22 protein-coding genes are annotated in these 16,548 nt (G+C 63.2%); 14 read left to right on the plus strand and 8 right to left on the minus strand.

From position 1 onward, the window contains the following. Position 1: 1 nt before the first annotated feature. Genes RIB52_RS03630 through RIB52_RS03645 form a run of 4 tightly spaced genes read right to left on the minus strand, consistent with a single transcriptional unit; the run spans position 2 to position 3,088 of the window. Entirely contained in the window at positions 2-307 is a 306-nt protein-coding gene (locus RIB52_RS03630; protein WP_350172996.1) for a DUF6127 family protein, read from the minus strand. After that, complete coding sequence (locus RIB52_RS03635; RefSeq protein ID WP_350172998.1) at positions 304-1,461, minus strand: phage portal protein; 1,158 nt, start codon at positions 1,459-1,461, stop codon at positions 304-306. Before RIB52_RS03635 ends, RIB52_RS03630 begins: the two co-directional genes overlap by 4 nt. Before the next feature lie 38 nt (positions 1,462-1,499). Further along, the gene (locus RIB52_RS03640) at positions 1,500-2,825 is read right to left on the minus strand and encodes a DNA-packaging protein (RefSeq protein ID WP_350173000.1); all 1,326 of its coding nucleotides are present in this window, start codon (positions 2,823-2,825) and stop codon (positions 1,500-1,502) included. Further along, the gene (locus RIB52_RS03645; RefSeq protein ID WP_350173002.1) at positions 2,822-3,088 is read right to left on the minus strand and encodes a hypothetical protein; all 267 of its coding nucleotides are present in this window, start codon (positions 3,086-3,088) and stop codon (positions 2,822-2,824) included. The genes RIB52_RS03640 and RIB52_RS03645 overlap by 4 nt, the downstream gene beginning before the upstream one ends. Positions 3,089-3,536: 448 nt before the next feature. On the opposite strand from RIB52_RS03645, the gene RIB52_RS03650 reads away from it, so the two are divergent. Next, positions 3,537-4,160, plus strand: a complete 624-nt coding sequence (locus tag RIB52_RS03650; protein WP_350173004.1) for a YqaA family protein — start codon at positions 3,537-3,539, stop codon at positions 4,158-4,160. 9 nt (positions 4,161-4,169) lie between these two features. Here the strand turns inward: RIB52_RS03650 and spt are convergent, their stop codons facing one another. Further along, a complete protein-coding gene (gene spt, locus RIB52_RS03655; protein WP_502879460.1) occupies positions 4,170-5,414 on the minus strand; it encodes a serine palmitoyltransferase in 1,245 nt (414 codons plus the stop codon). 14 nt (positions 5,415-5,428) lie between these two features. Beyond that, positions 5,429-5,671: an acyl carrier protein gene (locus RIB52_RS03660; RefSeq protein WP_350173006.1), complete on the minus strand. Its 243-nt coding sequence runs from the start codon at positions 5,669-5,671 to the stop codon at positions 5,429-5,431. Between the two features lie 237 nt (positions 5,672-5,908). On the opposite strand from RIB52_RS03660, the gene RIB52_RS03665 reads away from it, so the two are divergent. After that, entirely contained in the window at positions 5,909-6,445 is a 537-nt protein-coding gene (locus RIB52_RS03665; RefSeq protein WP_350173008.1) for a Pycsar system effector family protein, read from the plus strand. Here RIB52_RS03665 and RIB52_RS03670 read toward each other — a convergent pair. Next, positions 6,442-6,807 carry a response regulator gene (locus tag RIB52_RS03670; RefSeq protein WP_502879461.1) on the minus strand — a complete coding sequence of 122 codons (366 nt, stop codon included), beginning with the start codon at positions 6,805-6,807 and terminating at the stop codon, positions 6,442-6,444. The genes RIB52_RS03665 and RIB52_RS03670 overlap by 4 nt on opposite strands. Before the next feature lie 136 nt (positions 6,808-6,943). Between RIB52_RS03670 and RIB52_RS03675 the strand changes: the two genes are divergently transcribed. From RIB52_RS03675 to RIB52_RS03695, 5 genes are read left to right on the plus strand one after another with little or no spacing between them, the layout of a single operon-like run. Continuing rightward, positions 6,944-7,153 carry a DUF3572 family protein gene (locus RIB52_RS03675; RefSeq protein ID WP_502879462.1) on the plus strand — a complete coding sequence of 70 codons (210 nt, stop codon included), beginning with the start codon at positions 6,944-6,946 and terminating at the stop codon, positions 7,151-7,153. Then, entirely contained in the window at positions 7,150-7,779 is a 630-nt protein-coding gene (locus RIB52_RS03680; RefSeq protein WP_350173010.1) for an HAD family hydrolase, read from the plus strand. The genes RIB52_RS03675 and RIB52_RS03680 overlap by 4 nt, the downstream gene beginning before the upstream one ends. Then, positions 7,776-8,231, plus strand: coding sequence for a RidA family protein (locus tag RIB52_RS03685; protein ID WP_350173012.1), 456 nt, complete (start codon positions 7,776-7,778; stop codon positions 8,229-8,231). Before RIB52_RS03680 ends, RIB52_RS03685 begins: the two co-directional genes overlap by 4 nt. Continuing rightward, positions 8,228-8,956 (plus strand): glycerophosphodiester phosphodiesterase family protein, encoded by a 729-nt coding sequence (locus RIB52_RS03690; protein WP_350173014.1) that lies wholly within the window; start codon positions 8,228-8,230, stop codon positions 8,954-8,956. Before RIB52_RS03685 ends, RIB52_RS03690 begins: the two co-directional genes overlap by 4 nt. Then, entirely contained in the window at positions 8,953-10,107 is a 1,155-nt protein-coding gene (locus RIB52_RS03695; RefSeq protein ID WP_350173016.1) for a GNAT family N-acetyltransferase, read from the plus strand. The genes RIB52_RS03690 and RIB52_RS03695 overlap by 4 nt, the downstream gene beginning before the upstream one ends. A gap of 4 nt (positions 10,108-10,111) precedes the next feature. Here RIB52_RS03695 and RIB52_RS03700 read toward each other — a convergent pair whose 3' ends face one another. After that, entirely contained in the window at positions 10,112-10,441 is a 330-nt protein-coding gene (locus RIB52_RS03700; protein WP_350173018.1) for an SEL1-like repeat protein, read from the minus strand. A gap of 306 nt (positions 10,442-10,747) precedes the next feature. On the opposite strand from RIB52_RS03700, the gene dksA reads away from it, so the two are divergent. The 7 genes from dksA to kynU all read left to right on the plus strand — a co-directional run bounded on the left by dksA (position 10,748) and on the right by kynU (position 16,427). Further along, positions 10,748-11,206 carry an RNA polymerase-binding protein DksA gene (gene dksA / locus RIB52_RS03705; RefSeq protein ID WP_350173020.1) on the plus strand — a complete coding sequence of 153 codons (459 nt, stop codon included), beginning with the start codon at positions 10,748-10,750 and terminating at the stop codon, positions 11,204-11,206. A gap of 178 nt (positions 11,207-11,384) precedes the next feature. Beyond that, a complete protein-coding gene (locus tag RIB52_RS03710; RefSeq protein WP_350173022.1) occupies positions 11,385-11,759 on the plus strand; it encodes a PilZ domain-containing protein in 375 nt (124 codons plus the stop codon). Between the two features lie 91 nt (positions 11,760-11,850). Next, positions 11,851-13,323 carry an ABC transporter substrate-binding protein gene (locus RIB52_RS03715; protein ID WP_350173024.1) on the plus strand — a complete coding sequence of 491 codons (1,473 nt, stop codon included), beginning with the start codon at positions 11,851-11,853 and terminating at the stop codon, positions 13,321-13,323. 5 nt (positions 13,324-13,328) lie between these two features. Continuing rightward, on the plus strand, positions 13,329-13,757 hold the full coding sequence (locus RIB52_RS03720; protein ID WP_350173026.1) for a DUF4112 domain-containing protein: 429 nt from the start codon (positions 13,329-13,331) through the stop codon (positions 13,755-13,757). A 35-nt stretch (positions 13,758-13,792) separates the two neighbouring features. Next, positions 13,793-14,584, plus strand: a complete 792-nt coding sequence (locus RIB52_RS03725; protein ID WP_350173028.1) for a tryptophan 2,3-dioxygenase — start codon at positions 13,793-13,795, stop codon at positions 14,582-14,584. Continuing rightward, a complete protein-coding gene (gene kynB, locus RIB52_RS03730) occupies positions 14,581-15,207 on the plus strand; it encodes an arylformamidase (protein ID WP_350173030.1) in 627 nt (208 codons plus the stop codon). Before RIB52_RS03725 ends, kynB begins: the two co-directional genes overlap by 4 nt. Further along, positions 15,204-16,427, plus strand: coding sequence for a kynureninase (gene kynU / locus RIB52_RS03735; protein WP_350173032.1), 1,224 nt, complete (start codon positions 15,204-15,206; stop codon positions 16,425-16,427). The genes kynB and kynU overlap by 4 nt, the downstream gene beginning before the upstream one ends. The last annotated feature ends 121 nt before the right edge of the window (positions 16,428-16,548 follow it).

The raw sequence follows: 16,548 nt of genomic DNA on the forward strand, positions 1-16,548 counted from the left end.
TTCATAGCACGTCCCAGACGCCAAGCCGGAAGGCGATCCCGACAAGCAGCAGGGCGAGTGCGGCGCGGATGGCCCAATCGACGAGGGCTTTCCATGCGCTCGTTTTGGCATCGCGCCAGGCCTGCAACAATTCGCGCAATTCTCCGAGATCGTCCTCCGCCTGCGCGTCGTCGAGGCCTAGCCGCTCTAGGATACGGTCGGCGGCGAGCTCGCTCGTTTCCTCGACGATCGCGCGCAGGGTCACCAGTTCCGCCCCCTCTTCATTGGCCTGCTTCATCAGTGTGGCCAGCATGGCGGGACGAGTCATCGGACACCCTCCTCTGACGGGAATCCCAGCAATCTGCGTTTTTCCTCCCGGCTTAGAAAATCGGCGTCGCTGACCTGTTTCCAGAGCCGTTCCCGGTCCTCGGAAAGAGCGGTAATCCGATCGAGATCGATGGCCAGCGCCGCTTCGGGGAACCACGGCTGCAGCCCTTCGCCAAGAGCCGAGAGAAGCTTGTGGCCAAGCGGGAGCAGAGTCAGTCGCCAGAGCGCGCGGTTCGCCTCGCGATAGTTCGAATAAGTGTTATCACCCGGCAGACCGAGCAACATCGGCGGCACGCCGAAAGCCAGCGCGATCTCCCGTGCAGCGGCGCTTTTGAGGGTGGCGAAATCCATGTCTGCGGGGGAAAGCGCCATGCTCTGCCATTTGAGGCCGCCGTCGAGTAGCAGCGGTCGACCGGCATTGATCGCACCGGCGAAGGCTTTCTCGAGTTCGTCGCGCAGGCGGTCGAATTGTTCTGCGGTGAGCCCGGCCCCGTCTCCGCCCTCGTAGACCAGCGCACCGGAAGGCCGCGCAGCGTTCTCGAGCAGCGACTGGTTCCAGGCCGTGGCAGCGTTGTGGACCGCGATCGCCTTGTATGCCGCGGCCAGCGCGCCAGCCCCCAAGTGGTCGTCGAGCGGATGCATCGCCTTCACCTGTACGATGGTAGGCCAGCCGTTCTCATCCTCTCCCGGGATCGTCATCCCCTCACTGCCGACCTCGTAGCGGTATGCCTGCGGCCAGCCGTCCGGTCCGGCGATGATCGAGACGCGATCGGGCCTGAGCGCGAACAACTCGATCGGCTTGCCCGACGCATCCTTGAGGATCTGAACGAATCCATTGCCATGAAGCAGCACATGCGCAGCGAGACTTTCGATGAGTGGCTGGCCCGCGCTGGTCGCCGTTACCAGCCGCACGATGTCCGGGTCCTCGCAGGATAGCGGCGCCTGTCCGATCCCCTCGGCGACGATGCGGACCGCTCGCTGCGCGATCGGATTGGCGAGATAGGCCGCCTCGACCGCGTGGCGATAGTCGAAGGGGCGGCTGTTCCCTTCCGCCCCGAATGCCGACAGGCACCCTTGTAAATATCCCGGAAACAGCGGCACGCGGTTTCGCTCCCCGCCCTTAAAGGCGGAGAGCAGCGTCTCGAGCAGAGCCATGAGAATTCCTTCTTGGTCGTAATCCGTCCCGGGGGCGTTCAGATCTGCCGCACGCGCGGTTTTGAAACTCGCGCAAGCATTAGCTCGGTGAGTGCCCAGACGAGCGCGTCGGCGCGATCCGGACTGCGTCCTGGACCGGCATATTCACCACCGAGCATCATGCCGCAGAGCTGGTCCTCGAGCCTTGCGAAGAACCCGTGATGTCTGACTTTACCCGCTCCATAGAGCGCTGCTACCGGTTCAGCGCGCGCGCATTTGCCGCGACTGGCATGGACCAGCCTCAGCGGAAGCGCGTGGTCTGCGGCTCGCAACACGGTTTCGACCATCGCGCCGCCTTGGTTGGCCTCGGCCACGACTCGGTCGGCTTGCCAGGTCTCGGCGGCTACCGCGACAGCCTCCGCCCAGCGCTCGGGCGAGGCGTTGCCGAGCGAGCAATCAGCGAGCACCCGGGCGAGCCCGTCCGTCCCTAGGCTGGCAACGATGATCCCGCATTCGTCGCCCGAAGCGGAGGCCGGCGGATCGACCGCGACCACAATGCGGCAATGGGGAGGATGCTCGCCGCAGTCGCGCACGGTCTCGATCAGAGCGCGCTGCCACAAGGCACCCTCGATATCGCTGACGAGTTCACCTCCGATCTCTTGTCTGGCAAGCTGGCTGCCCGCGAATTCAGCTTCGATCGCCGCAAGAAAGCGTCCCGGCAGGTTTGCCTTGTTGTCGAACGTCGAACCTCGTGTAACTATGGTAGCTCCATCCTCTTGCTGGCGGAGCAGGCGCTCGACCAGCGGAACCGGGCGCGGTGTCGTCGTGACGGCGACCCGCTGTTCCCTCCCCAGCCTCAGCCCCATCAGGAGATTGTCCCAGCACCGTGTCGCGCGCTGGTGGGACAACGGCCACTTGCCGATTTCGTCGCACCAGGCATGGCTATGCTGCGGCCCGCGCAGGGCCTCCGGCTCGAGTGCGCTGAACAGGAAAGCCTGTGCACCGCTTGGAAAGCGCAGGCGCCTGAGCGAGGGCTCGAACACGGGGCGGCGTTCGGGCGGGGTGCAGGCAAGAATCCCGCTTTCCCCCTCGACCATCACGGCGCGCGCCTCGCCCAGCGAGGCGGAGACGAGCGCGATCCGGGCTTCCGGATGGTTTTCCGCGATAGCGCGCACCCATTCGGCACCGGCGCGGGTCTTTCCGAAGCCGCGCCCCGCCATGACCAGCCAGACCCGCCATTCGCCCGTTGGCGCAAGCTGCGACGGACGGGCGAAGAGCTCCCAGTGATAGACGAACTCGCAGCGTTCCTCGGCGGTCAAGGATCCCGCGAGCTGCGCCGACTGGTCCGATGCCGCGCGGGCGAGACATTCGAGCGGCTCGCTCATGGTTGGTTGTCCTCGCCAGCGTCCTTGTCCTCGTCGGCGATCCGTTGCCTTATGTCCGCGATCTTGCGGTCGATCGATGCGCGGATTTCGGCGGCGGTGACATTGCGCTGGTCGGCGTGGAAGCGCAGCATGTTGTCCCGGTGAAGGCCGAGCAAGCGGATCGCGCTGGCGAAATCGTATTTAACCCCGTCTTTTGTCAGAAGGTCTCCCTCGCGCAGGCGGCGCAGCATCTCGAGCTCGAGATCCTCATAGCCCCGCCCCAAAGCGGCGATCCATGCGCGCGCGAAGTCTGGCTCCGTTCGGCGCGCGCGATAGGCTCGTCCGGTCGAGATACCGGCCCGTTCGGCTGACCGGATTACGCAACAACTCTGCTCGAGATGCGAAATGAACCGGTCTCGCCATCGGGGATGGGTGCGGGTGCGGGCCGCGCACCCGGAGTCGGCCGGATGCCTGGATACCTTCATCAGGAAACCTTTGGGGTCGAAGAGCGGAAGCAAGTGATGCACCCACAAGAGAGGGGGCGTCCCTGACGACTCGCATTATCGCGATGATGACTTTTGATAACCCGTAAGCGTCACGATGTCAAGGATTGCGAACCGTGATGGTTATTTTTTCCATCTTGCGCGGGTGGTTCACGTCGCCTAATCCCCAGACGCTTCCTAAGGAAAGGCTTATCTCTTGGCGTGGTTGCGCAGGCTCTACAACTGGACCATGGACAAGGCAGCCCACCGCCAAGCTCAGGTTTGGCTGGCCTTCTTCTGCTTTATCGAGGCCAGCTTTTTTCCGATCCCGCCGCATCCGTTACTCGGCTTGATGTGCCTTGCCGAACCGCGCAAAGCGCTACGCTTCGGTATCGTCGCAACGCTCTCGTCGGTGGCAGGAGGTATGCTCGGCTATGCGATCGGGTGGGGGCTCTACGGCAGCATCGGCGAATGGCTGATCGCGACGCTCGGCTATGCGGAGATCTTCCCGGCAGCCCAGTGCCGGTTTGCGCAACTCGGCCCCTGGGCCGTCTTCATCGGTGGGGCGACCCCGGTTCCGTTCAAGCTCATGACCCTCACGGCAGGCTTCATGGAGATGGCGCTCGTGCCGTTCATACTTGCGAGCCTTGCCGGTCGAGGGCTCGTTTTCGTCGTAGTGGGGGTGCTTTTCCGGGTTTTCGGTACCCCGATCAAGGCATTCATCGAGCGCTATCTAGGTCTTGTAACCACCGTTTTCGCCTTGCTGGTCGTCGCCGGCTTTCTTGTGATCACGCAGCTACGCGGAGGGGATGACGACCAGGCTGTCGACGAAAGCTGCGCGGCAGCCGTGCCGCTCGATCGCGAGACGCGCTGAGCGGGCCGTTCAGCCGATTATGCCGACCGCCTTGCCGGCGCGCTCGAACATTGCGAGGATCGTGTCGACCTCTTCGTTCGAATGTTCCGCGCAAAGCGAGCAGCGCAGCAAGGTCATGCCGGCCGGAGTAGCAGGCGGGCGAGCAAGATTGACGTAAAGGCCCTCTTTCAGCAGCGCTTCCCACATCATCGCACCGCGTTCGAGATCCGGCATAATGACCGCCACGATGGCGCTTTGCGCTTCATCCGTCCCGAGCTTGAAACCCAGTTTCGCAAGTCCTGAATGCAGTCGCTTCGAGTTCTCCCAGAGATGCGCCCGTTTGTTGGCCCCATGCATGAGCTTGCGAATCGACGTCGCCGCGGTTGCCACGACGCTCGGGGGGAGGCTCGCGGTGAAGACATAGGGGCGGCAAACCAGCCGCAAGATTTCGAATTTCGGATGGTTCGACACGCAGAAACCGCCGACCGTCCCCACGCTTTTCGAGAACGTGCCGATGATGAAGTCGACATCATCGATGATACCCTGCTCCTCGGCTACACCGCGTCCGTTCTCGCCGATGAAGCCCATCGAATGCGCCTCGTCGACCAGCACCATCGCGCCGTATCTCTTGGCGATCGCGACCATTTCTTTGAGCGGTGCAACATCCCCCAGCATCGAATAGACGCCTTCGAGGATGACGAGTTTGCCCGCGCCTTCCGGTACGCGCCGCAGCCGCTTTTCCATCGCCTCGATATCGTTATGGCGAAAAGGGACAACCTCGGCCTTGCCCATCGCACAGCCGTCATAGATCGAGGCATGGCTGTCGATGTCGAGAATTATGTAATCGCCCTTGCCCGCGATGGTCGAAATTATGCCGAGATTGGCCTGATAGCCGGTCGAGAAGACCATCGCATGGTCCATCCCGTAGAATTCCTTCAGGGCATCTTCGCATTCGCGATGACCCTGGTAGGTCCCATTGAGCACCCGGCTGCCAGTCGTTCCGGAGCCATACTCTTGGAGCGCTTCCTTGCCCGCCTCGAGGACGTCGGGGTCGAAGGTCATGCCCATATAATTGTATGTGCCCAGCAGAATCGTGTCGCGACCGTTGCAGATCGCACGGGTCGGACTAAGCACCTTTTCCATGACTAGGCTGAAGGGATCCTCGACCCCGCGGGCGAGCAGGGCCGCGCGGGTTTCGATGATCGGATCGAACTTGGCGAACAGGTCCCCTGAATTGCGGGCGGCCTCGGCGGAGTGAGGAGTCATGTCGTTCATGGAAACGCTTTCTATCAGCTATCCTGCAGCTTGTGCACCGCGCTGACCAACTGGCCGTAGGTCTCGATCTCGGCCTGCTGGTTCATGCTGATGATGATGTCGAATTCGTCCTCGATTGCGGCGACGAAATCCATCACCGTCAGGCTGTCGAATTCGAGGTCGCCGGCGAAGGTCGTCGCCGGCGTGATATCGATACCCTTCTTGTTGAAGGGGTCGATTAGGCCGCGGATGCGCTCGTCGACTTCGGCTTCGGTCATGGCGGGAACGGGCTCTTTCTGGATGGAGGGGCGCAATTTTCACGCACTCACGGTCAAAGCGGCTCGCAGTGCGCCTTGTCAAGTACGGAACCGGCTGGCAGAGCGATGCAAGGTGCCGATTGGGGGACGATACAATTGAACCGGGTAGGCAGCACGGACAAGGCCGATACTGGCCCGGATTTTCCCGGGGAGTCCGGACGGGGGCGGACGATTCCTAGTTCGGAAGAGCTGCCGGGCATGGCACAGGAATGGTCCGCCAACGCGATCCATCTTCTGCGGACGACCCAGATCAACACCCTTACCCTGTCGCAGATGGCCGATCAGAAAGCCAACATAATGATCGGCGCGACCTTCGTCGTTTTTTCGCTCTCGGTGACGCGGTTGATGGGCGAAACGATCACGCTTGCCACGCTCTGTCTGGCGGCGACGGCTTTCCTTTCCTCAATGTGTGCAGTCATCGCCGTGATGCCGACCTTCGGGGCTCCCCCGAAACAGGACGAGCGTTTCAATCCGCTGTTCTTCGGGCATTTTGCGACCATCGAGGAGGAACAGTGGCAGGCCCTTCTCATGAAACGCTTTCAATGCGATGCCAGCGTCTACCGAACGATGATGCACGACATCTATGGGAATGGCCGCGTGCTTCACCGCCGTAAGTATCGATTCCTGGCCTACGGTTATCGCATCTTTCTTGGCGGTCTTCTGCTGACAATGCTAGTTTTCGCCTGGGAGTACACTTCCGAGGGACGTTTCCCGACTAGCAGTCTTCCCGTCTAGTCGTCGAGCAGTTCCTTGACAGCGTTCATGAACGGGCTGATGGAAACAGGCTTGGCAAGATAGCCCGAAGCTCCGGCAGCGCGAATGCGGTCCTCGTCCCCGCGTGCGGCAAAGGCGGTCACGGCCAGAACCGGGATTTCGCAAAGGTCGGTATCTCGCCGCGCCGCTTCGATCAGTTCGATGCCTGAAATGCCGGGCAACTGGATATCCATGATGATCAAATCGGGGCTTGTGGCACGTGCGGTTTCGATGACCTTTTCACCGTCGGCGACCGGCTCCACCTCGAAGCCGTTGGCCTTGAGCACGTCGCAGAACAATTTCCGGTTGAGGTCGTTGTCCTCCACCACCATTATTCGTTTCATTACCGCAACGCCCCGTTCAGCCCTTGGCGGAGCGTAACCCCACCAGGAGGCCGCCACAATCCCGGATCGTCCCGAACCCGCTGCCGGTCGGACCTCCGCGAGCGCGCAGACGCTCGCGCTCGCGGCGCTCGGATGGGTGCTCGACGATGCAGAGCGGGCCGATCGCTATCTCGAGCTGACAGGGCTCGATGCCGATTCATTGCGTGCAGGCCTCGAAGATCCCCGCGTGCTTGTCTCGGCGCTCGATTTCCTAGCCAATCACGAACCCGATTTGCTTCGCGCGGCCGAAGCGCTGGCCGTCACGCCCGAGGAACTGGTCCTCGCCCGAAAGGAACTTAATCAATGACCCGCCCTCTGATCGTCAGCGATTGTGACGAAGTGCTCCTCCACATGGTCGCCCATTTCAAGCAATGGTTGGAGGAAAGCCAGGGCGTCGATTTCAATCTCGAGGGTCACGATTTCGCTCACGCCCTGCGCTGGCAGGAAAGCGGAGAATTGCTCGAACCGGCCGAAATCTGGCGTATGCTCGGGCGCTTTTTCGACCGCGAAATGGACCGGCAGACCCCGATCAAAGGCGCGGTCGAAGGCATGAATGCTCTCGCCGAGCAGGCGGACGTCGTTATCCTGACCAACCTTGTTGATGAGCGGCGCGAGAAGCGCTCGGAGCAGCTTGCCGCAATCGGCATAAATGCGCGCGTCTACACCAACCAGGGGCCGAAGGGCCCGGCGCTCAAGAAAATCGTCGAGGAATTCGCGCCCAGCCGAACCATTTTTATCGACGATCTGGCTCAGCATCACGCCTCGGTCGCAGAGGTCGCGCCCGAAGTCGTGCGCCTGCACATGTGCGGCGAGCCGATGATCGCGGGCTCGATCGATTGTGCGCACAAGGCGGGCCATGCACAGGCGAGGATCGACCGCTGGGTCGATGCGTTGCCTTGGTTGATCGAACGGATCGAAGAGGATGCACGATGATGATCGACGAACGACTCGCCGAAATGGGGCTTGTCCTGCCCGAGGCCGCCGCCCCGGTGGCGAGCTATGTTCCGGTCGTCCACCATCGAGGCATCGCCCATGTCTCAGGCCAACTGCCCTTCCTTAACAAAACGCTCGTCACCGGACGGCTTGGGGACGATCTTCCGCTGGAGGATGGGATTATGGCGGCGCGCGCCTGCGGGTTGATGATCCTTTCCCAGCTTCGCGAAGCCGGCCTGCTCGAACGGGTGGAGCGTGTCCTGAAGCTTGGTGCCTTCGTCGCTTCGACGCCCAATTTCACCGAACAGCCAAAGGTTGCCAACGGCGCTTCCGAACTGATGTTCGAAGTTTTCGGCGAAAAGGGTCGCCATGCCCGAGCGGCGGTCGGCGTATCTGCATTGCCGCTCGGTGCGGCGGTGGAGGTCGATGCGGTGTTCGCCGTTTCGCAATGACGGTTCGCGCCGCACCCGAATGGCTCACGGCTTGCGAATACGCCCATCGCGGGCTGCATTCCCCTGGTGTGCCTGAAAACTCGCTTGCAGCTGCCGAAGCGGCAATCGCAGCAGGTATGGGGATCGAATGCGATATCCAGCGCAGCCGCGACAATCATCCGATCGTATTCCACGATTGGGAACTGACCCGTCTCACGGGGCAAGGAGGCACAACCGAAGACCTGACGGCCGACGAGTTGGAAACCTTGCGCCTTCTCGGAACAGACCAAACGCCGCTGCGCCTGGACAGGTTTCTCGAGGCGGTGGGTGGAAGGACAACGATCCTCATCGAGATCAAGTCGAAGCGCGATTACGACATCGGCTCGACGTGTCTTTCCGTGGCTCGATTGTTGGAAGCCCATGCAAGCACGGTAGCGGTGATGAGCTTTGATCAAGAAGTGCCAAAATGGTTCTCTAGGCACTCCCCTCTTATCCCTTGCGGCCTTGTTTGCACCGATACCCTCGACAACGGCTTTAAGGGCGTGTGGCGCGAGCGGGACCCGGGTGAGAATGGTGCAGCGGACTTTCTCGCTCTGGATATCCGTGACCTGCCGGACCCCCAAGCCGCAGCTTGGCGCGCAGATCATGGACCACTGCTGACTTGGACTGTCCGGACCGCCGAATTGCGGCAGAAAGCTCTTCTCCAGGCCGACGCCCTGATCAGCGAAGGCAATGGTCTGCCATGAGCGAGAACGATCCCTCCGGCCTGACGGTTCGGCTGGCCCCTTCGGTCGGCGAGTTCGATGCCGGTCAATGGAACGCGCTTGGCGGGGAGCGCAACCCCTTCGTCAGCCATGAATTCCTTACCGCCATGGAGGATTCGGGCAGCGTCGGGGAAGGCACCGGCTGGGATCCCGCCCCAATCGTCGTGACCGACGGGCATGGCACCTTACGCGCGGCCATGCCGAGCTATGCGAAGGCACATAGCCAGGGAGAATATGTGTTCGATCACAGCTGGGCAGATGCCTGGCACCGCGCTGGCGGGCGCTATTACCCCAAGCTCCAGATCGCCGTTCCCTTTACCCCGGCGAGTGGCCCGCGCCTGCTCCTGTCCGACCCTTCGCTCGCTCCGCATCTGATCAAGGGCGCAGAAGTCGTCTGCCAGCGAAACGGAATCTCGTCGGCCCATGCAACGTTCATCGAGGAGCAACAGGTCGCGCTATTCGAAGATGCGGGCTGGCTTATTCGCAACGACATCCAGTTCCACTGGCTGAATCGCGGCTATGCCACTTTCGACGATTTCCTGGCCGAACTTGCCTCGCGCAAGCGCAAGAACCTGCGCAAGGAACGCGCTGCGGCTCAGGACGGGCTCAGGATCGAGCGGCTCAGCGGAGATGAGATCAAGCCGCATCACTGGGATGCGTTCTGGGTTTTCTACCAGGATACCGGCGCGCGCAAATGGGGAACGCCCTATCTCACGCGCGCGGCGTTCGACCTGCTCAGTGAACGGATGGGAGAGCGCATCGTTCTGATTCTGGCGTTCGACGGGGAAGAACCGATCGCCGGAGCGCTCAACTTCATCGGCCGCGATGCACTATACGGTCGGTACTGGGGTTGCACCCGGGACGTGAAGTTCCTGCATTTCGAGCTGTGCTATTATCAGGCGATCGACGTCGCGATCGAGCTTGGCCTGCCCAGGGTCGAGGCTGGCGCGCAGGGCGGGCACAAATTGGCCCGCGGCTATGAACCGGTCAAGACATGGTCGGCCCATTGGATCGGCGATCCCGGCTTCCGCGCGGCAGTGGCCGATTTTCTGGAACGCGAACGCGAAGGCGTGGCGAGCGACCAGCTCTTTCTCGGCGATCGTACGCCGTTCAGGAAGCCGGGCGCGGACTGACCGCTCAGGCGGCGCGAACGCTTTCCTCGGCGAGCCATTGGCGAGCCCGGCGTTGAGCCTCCGCAATCTCGCGAGCGGTCATCTCCTCGGATATGTCCGCCCGGCTCCAGCCGGCTTCCTCATGGCCGCGCGCGGCGGCGAGGTTGAACCATTTGTGCGCTTCCACGAGATCAGAAGGCGCGCCGTCGCTCGCGGTCGAATAGGCAACGCCGAGATCGAACAGGGCGGCAACGTCTCCCTGAGAAGCTGCCGCGAGGCGTTCGGCCAAGGCGAGGTCATGGCTGGCCGTGTCGGCCGTCAGGTTGGTCTTCCCTTCGATTGGCGTGAGTTGCATTCTTCACTCCCCGTTCCTGCGAAACCGACCTCTTGGCGGGTTCGCTCGCCCCTAGACCTCATGGATCGTGGTCAATAATTGGTTAACGCAGTGCGTCTTTTTCGCATTTCAGGGTGTCGGCAAACGCTCGATTCGGCCGTTCAGAAAGGGCAAGACCATGCTTTTAGGGATTCGGCTTGTGCCCCAATCTGGCCTTCCCTATAGGCGCGGCGAGGCTATGTCCGTCCGGAAAGCCCCGCGGCCGCTTCGTTGCCGGGCTGGCGATCGGGCGGGTCACGCAGCAACTCGCGGGGACAAGAGCATCACATGGGATCGCCTAAGTCGGACGACATCGACATTCTCGAAAAGGCCAAGCGCATGCTCGCGCCCGATTATGTCCCAAGCGAAGACGAAGAGTACATGAACGAGCGGCATCAGGCCTATTTCCGGATGCTGCTGATCGAATGGAAGCGCTCGATCCACAGCGCTGCGGGCCAGACGCTGCAATCGCTCCAGGACGGCCCGATCCGCGAGGCCGATCTCAACGACCGCGCTTCGAGCGAGACCGACTGGGGTATAGAATTGCGCACCCGCGACCGGCAGCGCAAGCTGATCGCCAAGATCGATGCCGCGCTGCATCGCCTCGACGAAGGCGAATACGGTTATTGCGAGGTCACCGGCGATCCGATCGGCCTGAAGCGGCTGATCGCCCGCCCGGTCGCGACGATGACCGTCGAGGCGCAGGAAGCGCACGAGCGCCGAGAGAAAGTCTCGCGCGACGATTGATCGTGACGCGCAGGCCGCAGGCCGTTCCAGTCTGGCACAGGCCATTCCTCACCGGACCGGCGGCGCTCTGTTTTAAGAATCCGTTTACCGCGTCGCCCTAGTGCACTCGCGTGCCCTGCGATCGACGGATTGCCGGGAGGTTCCAGAAGCATTCCGGGTTAATGGAGGCGAATCTGACATGACTGGTGTCGACACGCGCAGCGTCGCTCGCGACAGCCTGTTTCTCCTTGCGGACCTGAAGCTCGAGGAAAGCGATGAGACGCATCGTGTCAGGGTGCGCAACCTGTCGGATGGCGGTATGATGGGCGAAGCGAGCCTGCAGGTGCGCCGTGGCAATCGGGTGCGTGTCGCCCTGCGCAATATCGGCGAGGTCCAAGGCAGTGTCGCGTGGGTGCAGGATGACCGGTTCGGGGTCGCCTTCGACAGCGAAATCGACTCGCAGCGGGCGAGGCGACCAGCGGAAGGCGATGATGCCGGCTCCGGCGAGTCTTTTACCTCCTATGCCCACCGCGCCCCGCGACGTCCCGATCCGAAAACCCTGCGCAAGGTCTGACCCTGGGTCCGACGCGGGCCTCTCGCCTGATCGGTCGGCAGCCCGATTTGGTCGCTGAATCCACAATGGCGGGATGCTAACATCGGCGGGGATGCGATTCTGCTGCTGCCTCTTCCTCGCGTTTTTCGTCGCCGCCTGCGACCCCGCGCGCGAATCCGGGCCGATCGATGTCGCGGTTATCGACAGCGCTGATGATCTCTTTGCCGAAGGTGTGCGCCTTTCGCCGGGCGCGCAGCATTTGCGGGCAGCCACAGCCGAAGGACTCGTGGCGCTCGATCCGATGGGGCAGGTGGTCCCAGCAATTGCCGAGCGCTGGATCGTCACCGATGACGGTCTGAGCTATATTTTTCGCCTGCGCGATTCGACCTGGCCCGACGGCGACCCGATAACCGCTGCCGACATCCGAAAGCTCCTGCGCGACCGACTGCGCGAACTCGATGGCACCTCGCTTGCGCTCGACCTCGCCAAGATCACCGATGTCAGGGCGATGACCGGGCGGGTGATAGAACTGAGGCTGTCGAGCCCCATGCCCGAATTCCTCCGCCTTCTGGCCCAGCCAGAGCTCGGACTGGTCAGGGCCGGGAGCGGCACGGGGCCGATGATCATGTCGCGGGACGAAGGGGACGAGGCGCTCGCCCGGCTTAGCGCCCTTCCGCCGGAGGAAAGAGGCATGCCCGCGAGGGAAAACTGGGAGGCCTATGCCCGGTCCCTGGCTCTGCGTGCGATGTCGGCTAGAGAGGCGGTCGAGGCGTTTTCGGCGGGCGAGGTCGACCTTGTCCTCAATGGCAAGCTCGCGACGTTTCCGCTGGCCGAACTCGGTCCGCTCTCACGCGGGACGATCCAAGTTGACCCCGCCCTAGGCCTGTTCGGGCTGCTGGTGATGGAGGAGGAAGGGCTGCTCGCAGCGCCCGAGCGGCGCGAGGCATTGTCCATGGCGCTCGATCGCGCGGGCCTGATCCAGCCTTTCGGGCTCGGCGGCTGGCAGCCGACCGAATGGATCGTTCCGCCCGGGCTTTACGAGAACCCGTCGCTCTCTCCTGCGAGCCGCTGGCCCGACCTCGATCTCGATCAGCGGCGTCGGATCGCTGTGGCCCGGATTGCGGCCTGGGTCGCGGAAACCGGCGAGGAGGCGGTTGTCAGCATCGACCTGCCACCCGGGCCGGGCAGCGCGCTGCTGCTGCGTGCGATCGCGCGGGATTGGGGGATGGTCGGCGTACGGGTCGAGCGGGCTCAAGGAGGCGAGGGCGCGGACCTGCGATTGCGAGACCGGCTGGCCCGTTATTCCTCGCCGCGCTGGTTCCTCAACCAGTTCAATTGCGATCTCGATCTCGGCTTATGCGCGCCCGAGGCTGACGCATTGGTGCGCGACGCGCTGGTGGTGGGCGATGCGGCCGAAAAACGCCGGCTTTTTCTGGAGGCGCATGAGGCCCTGGTCGAGGCCGAGGTCTTCATCCCGCTCGGCCCGCCGGTTCGCTGGTCGCTGGTGCGCGGTGCGGTGAGGGCATACTCGGCGAACCAGTGGGGGCTCCACCCCTTGTTCCCGCTGACCCAGCCGACCATATAGTGCAGATGAAACGCGATGCTCACGACACTGCAACGGCCCGGCCCATGACGATGACCCTGCCGACCGGGACCGATCCAACTTCGATTCGCCAGCGGGTGGAGGCGGTCGAATTTCTGCTCGAACGCAGCCTGCGTATTCCCGGCGTGAAAGTGCCGATTGGTCTCGACGGGCTGATCGGTCTGGTGCCTGTTGTCGGCGACATCATCACGACTGCGCTCGGCGCCTATATCGTATGGGAAGCGCGCAATCTGCGACTGTCCAAATGGCAGCTCACCCGGATGGGTGCGAATGTCGCTTTCGATACCGTCATCGGTCTCGTCCCGCTGGTGGGCGATGCGGCGGACTTCTTCTTCCGGTCGAACACGCGCAACCTGAAGATCCTGCGCAAGCATCTCGACAAGCGCCATCCCGAGACGCGGGTGATCGAGGGCTAGTTTCCTCGCCTTCGCGCCTGCGCTAGAGGCCGGGAATGAGCCGCGATGTAACCTATTCGAGTTATCTAGACCTTGACCGCATCCTTGCCGCGCAGCATCCGGCTTCGGGCGCGCATGACGAGATGCTGTTCATTATCGTCCACCAGGCGAGTGAGCTCTGGCTCAAGCTGTGCCTCCACGAACTGACCGAGGCGCGCGTGCGGATCGAGGAAGATGAGCTTCGCCCCGCCTTCAAGATGCTTGCCCGCGTCGCGCGTGCCCAGCAGCAGCTGATCCAGAGCTGGGACGTGCTCTCCACCATGACCCCACACGATTATTCGCGCATCCGCCCGCATCTCGCTTCGTCGAGCGGGTTCCAGTCGGCGCAGTACCGGATGATGGAATTCATGTTGGGCGGACGCGATGCGAAGCATGTCCGGTTGCATCGCGGCAACGAAGACTGGGCCGAACGGCTGGAGGCCGAGACGGATCGGGCGAGCCTCTACGATACCGCCATTCGCCTGCTCGCCCGGCGCGGGTTCGCCATATCCACCGACGTGCTCGAGCGGGAGATGGGAGCTGCCTGGCGGCACGACGCGACGGTCGAGGCCGCCTGGGCTGCGATCTACCGCGACCCCGAGGCCCATTGGGACCTCTATGAACTGGCCGAGAAACTGGTTGATCTAGAGTACCATTTCCAGCGCTGGCGCTTCGGCCATCTCAAGACGGTTGAACGCATCATCGGCTTCAAGCGCGGGACCGGCGGGACACCCGGCGTGCCCTACCTCGAAGGCGTTCTGAAACAGGCCTTCTTCCCTGAATTGCTGAGCGTGAGGACCGCGATATGAAAGGGCGCATCCGCGACATCTCGCAAGCCCTCCATCCGGGCCTGCCGGTCTGGCCGGGTGACACGCCTTTTTCGCAGGCTCGTACCTGGCAGATGGAGGATGGTTCGTCGGTCAATGTGTCGGCGCTCACCTTGTCGACCCATTCGGGCGCCCACGCCGATGCACCGCTCCACTATGCCGCCGATGCGCCCGACATCGCCTCGGTCGATCTTGCGCCTTATGTCGGCGAATGCCTCGTGGTGGATGCGCGCGGAGCCGGTGCCATGATCGAGATCGACGACCTGCCGCCTCTCCACGGAGCGGATCGGGTGCTGTTTCGCAGCTTCGATTGCTTCCCGCGCGCGGAATGGCAGGACGATGCCACCGCACTCGCACCCGAGACGATCGAATGGCTCGGTGCTCAGGGCGTGCGTCTGGTGGGGATAGACGGGCCATCGCTTGATCCGCAGGATTCGCAGGACATGCTCGCTCACAAGGCGGTTCTGAAGCACGACATGCGTGTGCTGGAAGGGCTGGTGCTCGACGGTGTCGAGGAAGGCCGCTACGAGCTCATCGCCCTGCCGTTGCCGATCGTCGGAGGCGATGCCTCGCCCGTGCGCGCGGTGCTGAGGGACCTCGCATGAATCCGACCCCTCGCGCCCGCGAACTCGATGAGGCTGATCGGCTCGCGCCTTTTCGCGCGCGTTTCGTGCTGCCCGAAGGTGTCGTCTATCTCGACGGCAACTCGCTCGGTGCCCTGCCGCGCGAGACCATGTCGGCCATGGAGCGGGTGATATGCGAGGAATGGGGCGAGGGCCTCATCCGGAGCTGGAACAGCGCAGGCTGGTTCGAAATGGCGCAGCGGATCGGCAGCAAGATCGCGCCTCTGATCGGGGCCGCCGCGCATGAGGTGATCGCCTGCGATTCGACGAGCGTGAACCTCTTCAAGCTGATCGCTGCGGCGCTCGACATGCGTCCGGGGCGCACGGTGGTGCTGTCCGAGCCGGGCAATTTCCCGACCGATCCCTACATGGTCGCTGGCCTGGAACGGCAGGGGCTCGCCGAGCGGCGCCTGGCTCCGCGCGAGGAACTGGCCGCAGCGCTCGATGAGAACGTGGCGCTGCTGATGCTGACCCATGTGCATTACAAGACCGGCGCGATGCACGACATTGGAGAGCTTACGCGAGCGGCGCAAGATGCGGGCGCACTCGTGCTTTGGGATCTGTCCCATTCGACCGGGGCTGTTCCGGTGGATCTCGCTGCGATCGGCGCGGATTTCGCAGTCGGTTGCGGCTACAAGTATCTCTGCGGAGGGCCCGGCGCTCCAGCCTTCGCCTATGTCGCCGAGCGGCATCATGCCGACCTCGCCCAGCCGCTCACCGGCTGGTTCGGCCATGCGGATCCCTTTGCCTTTTCCGATGATTACGAAGCCGCGCCGGGTGTCGAACAATTGCTGTGCGGCACGTCGCCGGTGCTTGGCCTGACCGCGCTGGAGGTCGGCGTCGATCTGGTCGCCGAAATCGGCGTCGAGCCGCTTCACGCAAAGTCGCGCGATTTGTCAGAATTCTTCCTCGAATGCCTCGCTCGTCGCGGAACTGACCTGGACCTCGTCAGTCCGGCCGACAGCGCAGCGAGAGGCAGCCAGCTCTCTTTCCGTCACGAACAGGCATTCCCGATCTGCCAGGCGCTGATCGCGCGCGGCGTCATCGGCGATTTCCGCGCGCCCGACATCCTCCGGTTCGGTTTTGCCCCGGCCTATCTGCGGTTTGCCGATATTGAACAGGCCGCCGGGCATCTCGCCGAAGTGATCGCAAGCGAGGAATGGCGTAAAGGCGAATTCAATCGCCGCGCGGCCGTGACCTGAGCGACCCGGCGCGGCCGATTCGCGCGAGGGCTTGTTCATGTCGCACATACCCCCTGCCGAGGGGACGCGATGGCTGAATGCTGCGCGCTACCTGATCGCGACGGTTCGCGGCGATAGGGGG

Origin of the sequence: Erythrobacter sp. (genome assembly GCF_040217515.1) — a bacterium.
Taxonomy (GTDB): Bacteria; Pseudomonadota; Alphaproteobacteria; order Sphingomonadales; family Sphingomonadaceae; genus Erythrobacter.

Excerpts from the sequence above, each read along its gene's own strand:
- RIB52_RS03630 (WP_350172996.1), bottom strand. The coding sequence starts at position 307 with ATGACTCGTCCCGCCATGCTGGCCACACTGATGAAGCAGGCCAATGAA.
- RIB52_RS03635 (WP_350172998.1), bottom strand. The coding sequence starts at position 1,461 with ATGGCTCTGCTCGAGACGCTGCTCTCCGCCTTTAAGGGCGGGGAGCGA.
- RIB52_RS03640 (WP_350173000.1), bottom strand. The coding sequence starts at position 2,825 with ATGAGCGAGCCGCTCGAATGTCTCGCCCGCGCGGCATCGGACCAGTCG.
- RIB52_RS03650 (WP_350173004.1), top strand. The coding sequence starts at position 3,537 with ATGGACAAGGCAGCCCACCGCCAAGCTCAGGTTTGGCTGGCCTTCTTC.
- spt (WP_502879460.1), bottom strand. The coding sequence starts at position 5,414 with ATGAACGACATGACTCCTCACTCCGCCGAGGCCGCCCGCAATTCAGGG.
- RIB52_RS03660 (WP_350173006.1), bottom strand. The coding sequence starts at position 5,671 with ATGACCGAAGCCGAAGTCGACGAGCGCATCCGCGGCCTAATCGACCCC.
- RIB52_RS03665 (WP_350173008.1), top strand. The coding sequence starts at position 5,909 with ATGGCACAGGAATGGTCCGCCAACGCGATCCATCTTCTGCGGACGACC.
- RIB52_RS03670 (WP_502879461.1), bottom strand. The coding sequence starts at position 6,807 with ATGAAACGAATAATGGTGGTGGAGGACAACGACCTCAACCGGAAATTG.
- RIB52_RS03680 (WP_350173010.1), top strand. The coding sequence starts at position 7,150 with ATGACCCGCCCTCTGATCGTCAGCGATTGTGACGAAGTGCTCCTCCAC.
- RIB52_RS03685 (WP_350173012.1), top strand. The coding sequence starts at position 7,776 with ATGATGATCGACGAACGACTCGCCGAAATGGGGCTTGTCCTGCCCGAG.
- RIB52_RS03690 (WP_350173014.1), top strand. The coding sequence starts at position 8,228 with ATGACGGTTCGCGCCGCACCCGAATGGCTCACGGCTTGCGAATACGCC.
- RIB52_RS03695 (WP_350173016.1), top strand. The coding sequence starts at position 8,953 with ATGAGCGAGAACGATCCCTCCGGCCTGACGGTTCGGCTGGCCCCTTCG.
- RIB52_RS03700 (WP_350173018.1), bottom strand. The coding sequence starts at position 10,441 with ATGCAACTCACGCCAATCGAAGGGAAGACCAACCTGACGGCCGACACG.
- dksA (WP_350173020.1), top strand. The coding sequence starts at position 10,748 with ATGGGATCGCCTAAGTCGGACGACATCGACATTCTCGAAAAGGCCAAG.
- RIB52_RS03710 (WP_350173022.1), top strand. The coding sequence starts at position 11,385 with ATGACTGGTGTCGACACGCGCAGCGTCGCTCGCGACAGCCTGTTTCTC.
- RIB52_RS03715 (WP_350173024.1), top strand. The coding sequence starts at position 11,851 with ATGCGATTCTGCTGCTGCCTCTTCCTCGCGTTTTTCGTCGCCGCCTGC.
- RIB52_RS03720 (WP_350173026.1), top strand. The coding sequence starts at position 13,329 with ATGAAACGCGATGCTCACGACACTGCAACGGCCCGGCCCATGACGATG.
- RIB52_RS03725 (WP_350173028.1), top strand. The coding sequence starts at position 13,793 with ATGAGCCGCGATGTAACCTATTCGAGTTATCTAGACCTTGACCGCATC.
- kynB (WP_350173030.1), top strand. The coding sequence starts at position 14,581 with ATGAAAGGGCGCATCCGCGACATCTCGCAAGCCCTCCATCCGGGCCTG.
- kynU (WP_350173032.1), top strand. The coding sequence starts at position 15,204 with ATGAATCCGACCCCTCGCGCCCGCGAACTCGATGAGGCTGATCGGCTC.